We start from the raw sequence: 11,773 nt of genomic DNA on the forward strand, positions 1-11,773 counted from the left end.
TTTATGAGAAGGCTACCGTGAGACCGGCCATGACAATGCTCACCATAGACATGAGCTTGATCAGAATGTTGAGCGACGGACCTGAGGTATCCTTGAAGGGATCGCCAACGGTATCGCCAACGATACAGGCCTTATGGGCAAACGAGCCCTTACCACCGAATGCGCCTTCTTCTATATTCTTCTTGGCATTGTCCCAGGCGCCTCCGGCATTGGCCATGAAGACTGCCAGCGTGAAGCCACCAGCCAGACCACCGACAAGCAGTCCAAGAACACCGGCGACACCAAGGATGATTCCTACGATGATAGGAATGATGATGGCAAGAACCGAGGGGATGATCATCTCGTGCTGAGCGGCACGGGTAGAGATCTCAACACAACGGCCATAGTCGGGCGTACCTGTGCCTTCAAGGATGCCGGCAATCTCGCGGAACTGACGGCGTACCTCCTGTACCATCTTCTCGGCTGCACGACCAACTGCCTCCATGGTCATTCCGCAGAACAGGAAGGCGGCCATGGCACCGATGAAGGCTCCTACGATGACGCGCGGGTTCATGAGGTTGATCTGGAAATAGTTCATGAAGTCGGGGATGGTGGCATTCGAGGCGTTGATCACGTCGCCTGCCACGTTGGTGAGCGTCTGTCCGGCACGTGTCATGGCAATCTTGATTTCTTCAATATATGATGCTAACAGGGCCAGAGCGGTGAGGGCGGCAGAACCGATGGCAAAGCCCTTACCTGTGGCGGCTGTGGTGTTGCCCAGTGCATCGAGGGCATCGGTACGATGACGAACCTCTTCGCCCAGAGAGCACATCTCTGCATTACCTCCGGCATTGTCGGCGATAGGTCCGTATGCGTCGGTGGCGAGGGTGATACCCAGCGTAGACAGCATACCTACGGCGGCGATACCGATACCATAAAGACCATGTGAGAGCGACTCGGACGACATGGAGAGGTCGAAGCCATTAGCGCAGAGGTAGCTGAGCATGATGGCCACGCCGATGGTGATAACGGGGATGCAGGTAGATATCATACCTGTACCGATGCCCTTGATGATAACGGTAGCAGCACCAGTCTGTCCGGCCTCGGAAATCTTCTGTGTGGGCTTGTAGGAATGGGAGGTATAATACTCGGTGGCCTGACCGATGATGACACCGGCTGCCAGACCTGAGATGACGGAGAAGGAAAGGCCGAGCCAATTCTCGATACCCAGAAAGTAAAGGATAGCGAAGGTGGCAACGGCAATCAGGATGGCGCTGACATTGGTGCCGAGTGACAGAGAATGCAGCAGATCCTTCATGGTGGCGCCTTCCTTGGTGCGTACCAGGAAGATGCCTAAGAGCGAGAGAAATACACCCACAGAGGCGATGAGCATGGGGGCGATGACGGCCTTGAGCTGAATCTCGAGACCTGCCACACCAAAGGCGGCAGCTCCGAGGGCTGCGGTAGAGAGTACAGAACCGCAATATGACTCATACAGGTCGGCACCCATACCGGCCACGTCGCCTACGTTATCGCCTACGTTATCGGCAATAGTAGCGGGGTTACGGGGATCGTCTTCGGGAATATCGGCCTCAACCTTACCCACGATGTCGGCACCTACGTCGGCTGCCTTGGTATAGATACCGCCGCCTACACGGGCAAAGAGGGCCTGCGTAGAAGCACCCATACCAAAGGTAAGCATGGTGGTGGTGATGGTGATGAGGGCCATCTCGTCGCCTGAATAGAAATGATTGAGCACGAGGAACCAGATGGCAATGTCGAGCAAACCTAAACCTACTACAGTCAATCCCATGACGGCACCTGAACGGAAGGCTATCTTAAGACCAGCATTAAGGCTCTCACGGGCTGCGTTAGCCGTGCGGGCTGAAGCATAGGTGGCTGTCTTCATGCCGAAGAAACCTGCAAGACCAGAGAAGAAACCACCAGTGAGAAAGGCAAACGGAACCCAGGGGTTCTGGACGTTCAAACCATAGGCCATAAAAGCAAACAGCGCACAAAGCACTACGAACACAATGGTTACGACTTTGTACTGCTGCTTGAGATAGGCCATAGCACCTTTACGAACATAAAGCGCAATCTCTTTCATGCGGGGCGTTCCTTCGTCGGCCTTCATCATCCGCGAGAAGAAATACCATGCCATGCTCAATGCCACAACCGATGCGATAGGCACGAGCCAAAATACTGTAGGAATATTCATAGATAGGTTTTTAAATTATTGGTAATTATGGTTTGTTTCTGTTTATTCGTCTACAAAGTCAATCAGGCCACTTGCTTCTTCATCGGAATCCTCACTTCCCAGATCCATCATCGTTGAATAGTTGTCTTCGGTTATATCCTCGTCGTTGGGATCTTCTACTTCATCGTCGATATCGTCGTGTGAACTGTAGTTGTCTTCTACTACTACATCCTCATCGTCGTTCTCGAGGTCATCGTCTGAATTACCTCCAGACTTGGAGAACTGCATGCGGAGCTTCTCCTGTTCGGGCTTCAGCTTCGCAAAGATAGCTTCAACCCATCCGCCCTTAGGCACCTCAAGCACTTCGAAACCGTCTTCTACCTTCTTGTCGTACATGCCGCCCTTCTTGTGCAAACGGTCTTTGGGAAGGGTCGTGGTAGAGATGTCGAAACCACTGAGGATGATATCCTGAATAGACTGAGACAGGGAATCCCAGCCGCCTCCGAAATTGCGGTCGATCACTTCAAGCAACTTGGCTGCTGAGATGTGGCGGATATTCTCGTAGGTAAGATCGGTTACACGGACGATGGGGCGCTTCTTGACTGCCCAGTGAAATTTCAGGTTATCGTCGAACTTAATCGTTGTTACCTTATAACCACGATTCTCAAAACTCTTCTTCGCATTTGTGTCGTCTTCTTTCATATCTTCAATCAGGAAGGCACTCTTGAAGATGTCGAGATAGTGCTGGATGTTCTCCTTGACCTCGGCATCTTTGACAGCGGCTTCCCACATACGGAAGACATCATTCTCCTGGATGTCCCATACGCTGCTCTTGGTGATAGACTTGATTGATAAAGAGGGATTACTTTCGGGTTGTTGTTGTTTTGTTCTTGCCATATTTTCCTTAATTTTTCTGCAAATGTAACCACTTTATTTTTTATTCGCAAGTTTTTAGGCGATATTTTTTGTAATTTTCGCATTTTAGCGTAACTTTGCAGGCAAATATGGCACAACCATTAGCTGAAAGACTTCGTCCTCATACGCTTGATGACTATATCGGACAAGAACATCTGGTAGGTGAGGGAGCCGTCCTGCGAAAAATGATAGACGCAGGGCGTATTCCGTCTTTTATACTATGGGGACCGCCAGGAGTGGGAAAGACCACGTTGGCACAGATTATAGCCCACAAGCTGGAAACACCTTTCTATACGCTATCGGCAGTGACCAGTGGCGTGAAGGATGTGAGAGAGGTGATAGAGAAAGCCCAGAAGGGAAGATTCTTCAACGAGGCATCACCTATTTTATTTATCGACGAGATACACCGTTTCTCAAAGTCACAGCAGGACTCGCTTCTGGGGGCTGTAGAGAAAGGTATTGTGACGCTGATTGGTGCTACCACGGAGAATCCGTCGTTTGAGGTAATCCGACCATTGCTGTCGCGCTGTCAGCTGTATGTGCTGAAGTCGCTGGAGAAGGATGATCTGCTGAAACTACTTGACAGAGCCATTCATAAAGACAGTGTTCTGAAAGAGAAGAATATACAGCTGAAGGAGACGGGCGCTCTGCTGAGATATAGTGGAGGTGATGCTCGTAAGCTGTTGAACATCTTAGAATTAGTTGTAGAAGCTGAAGTGTCGGATGAAGTTCTGATAACCGATGAGATTGTAGTGAACCGACTGCAGCAGAACCCGTTGGCTTATGACAAGGAAGGTGAGATGCATTATGACATTATCTCGGCCTTTATCAAAAGTATTCGCGGATCGGATCCCGACGCAGCCTTGTACTGGCTGGCCAGAATGATTGAGGGTGGGGAAGACCCGCAGTTCATTGCACGCAGACTGGTGATCAGTGCGGCAGAGGACATAGGACTGGCAAATCCGAATGCGCTTTTACTGGCTAATGCGGCTTTTGATGCCGTTATGAAGATCGGTTGGCCGGAAGGAAGAATTCCGCTGGCAGAGGCAACGGTCTATCTGGCTACATCGCCTAAAAGCAACAGTGCCTATCTGGGGGTAGATGCAGCCCTGCAACTGGTAAGACAAACAGGCAATCAGCCTGTGCCGCTGCCCATACGCAATGCACCGACACAGCTGATGAAAGATCTGGGTTATCATGACGGTTATAAGTATCCGCACGACTATCCCGGACACTTCACACCTCAACAGTATATGCCTGACGCTTTGGTGAATGAGCGGATATGGCACGGACAGCACAACCCGACAGAAGAAAAGCTGTATCAGCGGATGGTGAACTACTGGGGAAAGAGATTCGAGGATTAGAATAATATTACAGATGGATCAGGAACTGATTATCAAAATCATAGAATTACTGGGAACCTTTGCCTTTGCAATTTCCGGTATCCGACATGCTGCTGCCAAGCAGTTTGACTGGTTTGGCGGTTATGTGTGCGGTGTGGCGGTGGCTATTGGCGGTGGTACAATACGTGACGTGATGCTGGGAACAACACCTTTCTGGATGACGACCCCGATCTATCTGATATGTACGGCCGTTGCACTGTTGACAGTGGCTTTCTTCGGTAAATGGATGGAGCCGCTGAAGAATGCATGGTTTGTTTTCGATACATTAGGACTGGCTCTGTTTACGATAGCGGGTATTCAGAAGAGCCTTGCCTTTGGACAGCCTTTCTGGGTGGCTATCATCATGGGATGTATAACAGGTTCGGCTGGTGGTGTGATTCGTGATGTGTTGCTGAACAACGAGCCCGTGATATTCCATAAGGAGATTTATGCAATGGCCTGCGTATTGGGCGGTCTGGTGTATTGGGGAATGGCTGCATTAGGACTATCGACGGAACTGAGTGCTATCAGCAGCTTTCTCGTAACCTGTATCATCAGATTCCTTGCCGTTCGCTACCATATATCACTCCCAGTTTTGAAAGAAACGAATAGTAAATTGTAATATAAGATATGCCTGAACAAGAAAAAAACAACCGACGAAGAGTTAGGAAACAGCAACCTGTGGATAATACCTACGGGCATTTACAGCCTCAGGCGTTAGAGGTGGAGAAAGCTGTTCTGGGTGCTCTGATGATTGACAAGGATGCGTATGCCATCGTCTGTGAGACCTTACGCCCTGAGAGCTTCTATGAGCCTCGTAACCAAATGGTATACGCAGCCATCCGAGACCTGAGCATGGCAGAAAAGCCCGTTGACGTGTTGACTGTAACGGAACAGCTGGCGAAATCGGGTACGCTCGAGGAGGTGGGTGGTCCTGGCTATGTAGCAGAGCTGAGCTCGCGTGTGGCATCTTCGGCTAACATAGAATATCATGCTAACATCATTGCGCAGAAGTCGCTGGCGCGTCAGTTGATCTCGTTTACGAGCGGCATTCAGACTAAGGCGTTTGACGAGACAATTGATGTAGAGGACCTGATGCAGGAAGCCGAAGGTGAGCTGTTTGAGTTGTCGCAGCACAACATGAAAAAAGACTATACGGCTATCGACCCTGTGATTGACCTTGCCATTAAGGGCATACAGCAAGCTGCAAAGAATACAAACGGTTTGACGGGTGTATCGACGGGATATACGAAACTCGACGACATTACCAGTGGCTGGCAGCCTTCCGACCTGGTGATCATTGCAGGACGACCTGCCATGGGTAAGACGTCGTTCGCACTGTCGATGGCAAAGAATATTTCAGCAGACCTCAGAATACCGATGGCTTTCTTCTCGCTTGAAATGTCGAACGTGCAATTGGTGAACCGTCTGATATCTAATGCCTGTGAGATTCAAGGTTCGAAGATTCTGAACGGTCAGTTGCAACGTGATGAATGGGAGCGACTGGACAGACGAATCAATAACCTGCTGGGAGCACCGCTGTATGTTGATGACACACCAGGCTTGTCTGTGTTTGAACTTCGTACAAAGGCACGCCGACTGGTACGTGAGCATGGCGTTAAACTGATAATGATTGACTATCTGCAGCTGATGAATGCCAACGGTATGCGTTTCTCGTCACGACAGGAAGAGGTGTCGACCATCTCTCGTTCGTTGAAAGGACTGGCAAAGGAACTTGATATACCTATTCTGGCACTGAGTCAGTTGAACCGTGGTGTTGAGAGTCGTGAAGGACTGGAGGGTAAGCGTCCGCAGTTGTCTGACTTGCGTGAGTCGGGAGCCATCGAGCAGGATGCCGATATGGTGTTGTTCGTGCATCGTCCGGAATATTATCATATCTATCAGGATGACAACGGACGTGACTTGCATGGCATGGCGCAGATTATCATTGCTAAGCACCGTAAGGGTGCGACAGGTGATGTGCTGTTGACATTCCGTGGTGAGTTCACACGTTTTGAGAATCCTGATGACAGAGGCAGTTTGAGTAGTGGTGGATCTTCGTCAGGAGGTGAGATTCTCGGCTCTAAAATCAACGGTTCGGGCAGTGCCGGAGATATCAGCCCGTTTGGCGATGCACCGCTGCCACCTCCACCAGCAGACGGTCCGTTACCATTCTAAAAATAATAAATCCCCGCTGTTCTGGCGGGGATTTTTATTTCTATTGATATTTCTGTATTAGAGTGTCGGCCTGAAGATTTCCCATGTCTTTGGCTTTCTGCAGGTTGGCTATGCCATCCTTCTTATTTCCTTTCAGACACTGTGCCAGACCAAGGAACATATAGGCGTCGCTATCATTAGAATCGATACCTATCATCTCATTAGCTGTATCTATTGCGTCGTCGAGAAGACCGACACGTACCTGTAACGATGCTTTCTCGGCATAATAGAATGTCTCCTGTGGAGCCATCTGGATGGCACGGTTGATGTCGTTCAATGCCTGCTGATAGAGTCGGCCTTCGATTTCTACCTGATGACGCAGATAGTAGAAGTTATCATTGATTTCGGCTTGCATCAGTGCTTCGTAATCATTGAGATCATTCACGGCATCACGAGACTTTCCTGCTGCTCTACGAGCTTCAGCACGTGCCAGCAGATAAGGAGCCGCGTCTTTCAGATAGGGCTTGGAGAATGTGTTCATGGTTGAATCCAACAGGGCAAGCATAGCGGTGGTATCCTTCAGCATTTCCTTGCATTTAGCAGCTGCATAGAACACCTCGGCGGTTTTCTGTCCGTTTTGTGCCAGTTCGTCGTAGATGGTATAGGCAGGATCAAATTTCTGCTGAGCATACAGGATGTTGGCTTCCAGCTGACGATATGAGGGCTGGGGGTTGAGGGCATTGGCAGACTGGATTTCCGTCAAGGCCTTGTCAAGACTCCAATTGGCATAGGGCTGAGCACTCTGGAATATCTCCTTGTTATATATCATACGGGCGTAGGCGTAATGTGCTTCGTCCTTCTTCTCTGCCAGTTTCAGAGCAGTCTCCATATCTTTCTCTGCATCGGCAAAGTTTCCGTCAACCACAGCCATCTGGGCACGCTGCATAAAGCCATCGGGAGCCTTAGGGAACTTCTGAATGAAATCGTTAACCAGTGTGACATATTCGGCAGAATCCATCTGACTCGCTGAAAGGAAAAGGGCTAACACGGCATCCTTCAGACTGCCAGGCAACTCTTTCTTGATTTTCGTAAGCTTCAATGTTGCCTCATTCATACCGAAAGCGGAGATCTTCAATGAATCAACAAAGCGGGCACTGATGGCATAGTTCAATGTGTCCTTGTCGTTTGCCGGTTGCTGCATCATTCCGATCACCTCGCCCGACTCATTAATTAACGGACAGCTAATGGTATTGTGGGGCATACTCAAAGCAACGGTATAATAGGCATAGTCCTCTTGGAACGTCTCTGCTTTACGAATGGCTCCACTTGATATGTTCTTTGTCTCACGATAGGGCAACAGCCACGCCAGACTACCTACCGGGGCCACTGACGAGCTGACAATAAGTGGCTGTGTCTTCCCGTCGACGCGAAACTTGACGACGTCATACATGTCATTGGCTCCAAGAATGCTGACGACATTCATTTCTTTGCCCTGCGAATCGATGATGACAGCACGCAAAGCTCCCTTAAATGGTGTATAGTTGCTGACAGCTTCACCATCAGAACCTACGAAATAGCCATTGCTGCTGGCTATCAACGATCCGTCGGCTGAGAAGGTTTTCAGTGTGAAGACGGACTTAGTGGCCTTCTTAACCCAACTTGGCTGGGCAAAGGCGCTGCCTGCCATCATGAGCAGACAGAATATCATAATCATTTTCTTCATAATCTTAATAATTGTTTGGCATTTTGGATAGCAGCATCGCTCACTTCGCTTCCACTGAGCATCTGCGCTATTTCCTTTATTCGTTCATCAGTAGTCAGAAGCCTCATGCTACTCTTTGTACCAGAGGCGGTCTCTTCTTTCTCCACTTTATAATGGGAAGTGCCAAGTGCGGCAATCTGAGGCAGATGAGTAATGCTGATAACCTGACGCTCATGTTGCCCCATCTCCTGCATAATCTGAGCCATCTGCTCTGCAATCTTACCACTGACACCTGTATCGATTTCGTCGAAGATGATGGTAGGCAACTTGACTGCACCACTGATCATAGCCTTCAGGGATAGCATCACACGAGCAATCTCACCACCAGAAGCAACCTGTGAGACTGGCTGGAGTGGGGTGGAGGTATTGGCACTGAACAGGAAAGCAACCTTATCCTGTCCGCTATGACCTAACTCTGTTTCTACAATCTCTGTACTGAATCTGACATTAGGCATTCCTAATGGAACGAGCTTTGCCTGCATCTCTTTCTCTATCTGTTTAGATGCCTTGACTCGCAGTTTCGTGAGGATGTCGGCTTCCTGTCTGGCTTGTCTCTCCAGTTTCTCCATTCGCAACTCCAAGTCAGCCAAGGCTTCGTCGCTATTCTCGATATTACTGAGCTGACGCTTGAGTTCGTCGCGCTTCTCAATTAGTTCATCAACAGTCTCAACATGATATTTCTTCTCAAGATCATATAAGCGATCAAGACGGTTATTGATAATATCCAGTTCAGACGGATCGAAATCGATGTTCTCTAACTGGGTGTTAATGTCTTGCGCAAGGTCTTTCAACTCAATATAGCTTTCCTCGATACGCTGTACATACTCACTGACATCGGGGAAAACATGCTCAACAGCCTTGAGTGATGACAAAGAATTGCGTAGCGACACCACAACACCATTATCTTCTGCTGACAAGGCATTGTCGGCCGTATACAGAGCGCTCTTGATGTCCTCCGAGTGTTCCATCGTCTCACTCTTCTGCTCAAGTTCTTCTTGCTCTCCAGACTGCAGGTTGGCTTCTGAGAGTTCATTGCATTGGAACTGCAGGAAATCCAGATTCTGGCGATTACGCTCGATATCCGCCTTCATCATGTCGAGTTCATGCTTGACAGTCTGGTAAGCCTGATAGGTCTGCTGATACTTTGCCAGTTCCTTTGCATCATTGGCTATCACATCGACAACACTCAGCTGGAAGTCCTGCTTATTGAGCAGGAGATTCTGATGTTGTGAATGCACGTCGACCAATCGTTCTCCAAGCTCTTTAAGCATTGAAAGCTGAACAGGCGTGTCGTTGATAAAAGCACGGCTTTTGCCTGAGGCAGTCAGCTCACGACGGATAATGGTTTCTTCAGGATCGTATTCTATGTCGTTCTCGCTGAAGAAGTCTTCCATATCATATCGTGAGAGATTGAAGAGGGCTTCTATCACGCATTTCTCGCATCCTTGTTTGATGGACTTCGAGTCTGCCCGCTGGCCAAGGAGAAGACCGATGGCACCAAGAATGATGCTTTTACCGGCTCCCGTCTCACCAGTAATCACTGAGAAGCCTTGAAACAGGTCGATGTCGAGTTCATCGATCAGCGTAAAGTTCTTAATATATAAATGTTTAAGCATATCAGTTCTTTATTTGGTCCCAACTGTTGCTTTGCGAGGCATTGATACTCATGAGCAGTTCGTAAATCCGCTCTTTCTCTTTTTGCGTACCTTTGCCTTTGTAGATACTCACCAGCTCATCCTTCTTGTAGTCGGTCCAGATCTGCGGAAGCAGACTGAGCGGTTTGTCACTATGAGCTTTCTGAAGATGTGTTTCTAAAGCCGTAGTTATCTCTATTCGTCCACGTTCAGGATTGTTGGCCATCTCGTCAAGTCCCTTGCGATAATAATCATATTGCAACTGACGGAAAGGTGTTAATGCCTCGTCGAGATAATCATTGATGATGGCAAAACGGTTACGGCTGTCTTCAAAGGATTTCCAGCCAGGGAAACCCAGATTCTGAGCGTTATTGACAAGATACATACAACGCTGCAGAATATCGCTACCTCCCATTGGACTGAAACTGTCAAGGTCGAGACCTATCATCAGATAGGCATAATAGGCGAGTAGGGCAGTGAGTTGATTGTCTATATTCTCATCCGAGAAATTCAACTGATCGAACTGCTGGAATTCGAAATTAAAACTGCCGTCTCTATTATTATATAAGGTAGAGGTGTAGGCTGAATTGAACACTGGGCGATTGGCTTGGATAAGCGCTGTACATTCAAAGCGGTTTTCTTCTCTGACGTATTTGGTAACAGTCAGATTCAGGCTACATTGAATACGCTCGTTTTTCTGAAACTGAAGTTCTGTCCACTGGCGTTCATTCATGAACTGCTCTATTGTCTGCTGAAGATTCTCGAACACGCTCACATCCGTACCTTGTATCTGACTATGGTTCACATTAACCTTAACTTGCAGCTCCTGGGCTTTTAAACCAGAAACTGCAAGCATAAACAAAATTAATATGTTAGTCCTCAATACTCTCATTAGCCTCTCTGAGCCTCGCGCAGACGAATTCTCGTCAGTACTTGTTTCGTGTTGTACGTGAAGTCACCAGCCAAGATCCAACTATAGTAACCTGGATCAATGTGCAGAACATCTGCTACAGGCAATCCTCTGTGCTTACCAAAGTTGAAGACCTCTGTCATCTGAGGTTTCCCATCCTTGTCGAGTACAGGCTTCCCGGAACGGTCTTTTACCTCGCCCCATACAATACGGCCAGCAAAGTCCACATTATTGTTCATCTTAGAGAACTCTGCCAACTGGTCCATATTGTTTTCCAACACTTTCTCGGGATCCTCATTGGCGCCTGGAGCATATTTATCCAGTTCTCCCATCAGCACCCTATAGGTTGCTTCTGTATCCTGATCGGCCCGGTGAGCTTCGAAGTCGTCTTCCATCTTACGGCCACAATAGAATTTGTAGGCTGCTGCCAGATTGCGACGTTCCATTCTGTGGAAGATTGTCTGGGCATCTATCAGACGGCATTTCGAGAAGTCGAAGTCAATACCAGCTCTTAGGAATTCCTCTGCCAGCAGAGGTATATCGAAATGGTTAGAGTTGAAACCTGCAAAGTCGCATCCCGTAAACTTCTGTGCCAGTTGCTGACCAAGTTGCTTAAAGGTGGGCTTGTCCTTCACATCCTCATTCGAGATGCCTGTCAGGGCTACCACATCCTCTGGAATCGGCTTTTCCGGATTCACCAGCTCATTGCCTCGTTCCTCAACGCCATTAGGATTGACTTTTATATATGAAATCTGTATGATACGATCCTTAACCAAGTCAAGACCTGTTGTCTCCAGGTCGAAGATGACAAGGGGTTTGGTAAGATTCAGCTTCATC

Annotated in this window: 9 protein-coding genes; 3 read left to right on the forward strand and 6 right to left on the reverse strand. The window is 48.5% G+C overall.

Translation table 11 applies throughout. The features are described 5' to 3' along the window. Window position 1: 1 nt before the first annotated feature. A complete protein-coding gene (locus T325_RS07880) occupies window positions 2-2,197 on the reverse strand; it encodes a sodium-translocating pyrophosphatase (protein ID WP_036912207.1) in 2,196 nt (731 codons plus the stop codon). 42 nt (window positions 2,198-2,239) lie between these two features. After that, window positions 2,240-3,073, reverse strand: coding sequence for a hypothetical protein (locus tag T325_RS07885; RefSeq protein ID WP_036912210.1), 834 nt, complete (start codon window positions 3,071-3,073; stop codon window positions 2,240-2,242). Window positions 3,074-3,180: 107 nt separating this feature from the next. Between T325_RS07885 and T325_RS07890 the strand changes: the two genes are divergently transcribed. The 3 genes from T325_RS07890 to dnaB are packed head-to-tail and all read left to right on the forward strand — an operon-like array spanning window position 3,181 to window position 6,651. Continuing rightward, on the forward strand, window positions 3,181-4,455 hold the full coding sequence (locus T325_RS07890) for a replication-associated recombination protein A (RefSeq protein WP_036912213.1): 1,275 nt from the start codon (window positions 3,181-3,183) through the stop codon (window positions 4,453-4,455). 13 nt (window positions 4,456-4,468) lie between these two features. Beyond that, window positions 4,469-5,095 carry a trimeric intracellular cation channel family protein gene (locus T325_RS07895; RefSeq protein ID WP_036912215.1) on the forward strand — a complete coding sequence of 209 codons (627 nt, stop codon included), beginning with the start codon at window positions 4,469-4,471 and terminating at the stop codon, window positions 5,093-5,095. An 8-nt stretch (window positions 5,096-5,103) separates the two neighbouring features. Continuing rightward, a complete protein-coding gene (gene dnaB, locus T325_RS07900) occupies window positions 5,104-6,651 on the forward strand; it encodes a replicative DNA helicase (protein ID WP_036912217.1) in 1,548 nt (515 codons plus the stop codon). Between the two features lie 40 nt (window positions 6,652-6,691). Here the strand turns inward: dnaB and T325_RS07905 are convergent, their stop codons facing one another. From T325_RS07905 to T325_RS07920, 4 genes are read right to left on the reverse strand one after another with little or no spacing between them, the layout of a single operon-like run. Further along, window positions 6,692-8,353 (reverse strand): tetratricopeptide repeat protein, encoded by a 1,662-nt coding sequence (locus T325_RS07905; protein WP_036912219.1) that lies wholly within the window; start codon window positions 8,351-8,353, stop codon window positions 6,692-6,694. Beyond that, window positions 8,350-10,008 (reverse strand): DNA repair protein RecN, encoded by a 1,659-nt coding sequence (gene recN, locus T325_RS07910; RefSeq protein ID WP_036912222.1) that lies wholly within the window; start codon window positions 10,006-10,008, stop codon window positions 8,350-8,352. The genes T325_RS07905 and recN overlap by 4 nt, the downstream gene beginning before the upstream one ends. A 1-nt stretch (window position 10,009) precedes the next feature. Then, entirely contained in the window at window positions 10,010-10,918 is a 909-nt protein-coding gene (locus tag T325_RS07915) for a type IX secretion system protein PorD (protein WP_036912224.1), read from the reverse strand. Beyond that, window positions 10,918-11,772 carry a 3'-5' exonuclease gene (locus tag T325_RS07920; RefSeq protein WP_036912227.1) on the reverse strand — a complete coding sequence of 285 codons (855 nt, stop codon included), beginning with the start codon at window positions 11,770-11,772 and terminating at the stop codon, window positions 10,918-10,920. Before T325_RS07920 ends, T325_RS07915 begins: the two co-directional genes overlap by 1 nt. Between the last annotated feature and the right edge of the window lies 1 nt (window position 11,773).

The sequence above is a fragment of the Prevotella sp. FD3004 genome, from assembly GCF_000746155.1.
Classification (GTDB): domain Bacteria; phylum Bacteroidota; class Bacteroidia; order Bacteroidales; family Bacteroidaceae; genus Prevotella.

Excerpts from the sequence above, each read along its gene's own strand:
- T325_RS07890 (WP_036912213.1), top strand. The coding sequence starts at position 3,181 with ATGGCACAACCATTAGCTGAAAGACTTCGTCCTCATACGCTTGATGAC.
- T325_RS07895 (WP_036912215.1), top strand. The coding sequence starts at position 4,469 with ATGGATCAGGAACTGATTATCAAAATCATAGAATTACTGGGAACCTTT.
- T325_RS07905 (WP_036912219.1), bottom strand. The coding sequence starts at position 8,353 with ATGAAGAAAATGATTATGATATTCTGTCTGCTCATGATGGCAGGCAGC.
- T325_RS07920 (WP_036912227.1), bottom strand. The coding sequence starts at position 11,772 with ATGAAGCTGAATCTTACCAAACCCCTTGTCATCTTCGACCTGGAGACA.
- T325_RS07885 (WP_036912210.1), bottom strand. The coding sequence starts at position 3,073 with ATGGCAAGAACAAAACAACAACAACCCGAAAGTAATCCCTCTTTATCA.
- T325_RS07915 (WP_036912224.1), bottom strand. The coding sequence starts at position 10,918 with ATGAGAGTATTGAGGACTAACATATTAATTTTGTTTATGCTTGCAGTT.
- dnaB (WP_036912217.1), top strand. The coding sequence starts at position 5,104 with ATGCCTGAACAAGAAAAAAACAACCGACGAAGAGTTAGGAAACAGCAA.
- T325_RS07880 (WP_036912207.1), bottom strand. The coding sequence starts at position 2,197 with ATGAATATTCCTACAGTATTTTGGCTCGTGCCTATCGCATCGGTTGTG.
- recN (WP_036912222.1), bottom strand. The coding sequence starts at position 10,008 with ATGCTTAAACATTTATATATTAAGAACTTTACGCTGATCGATGAACTC.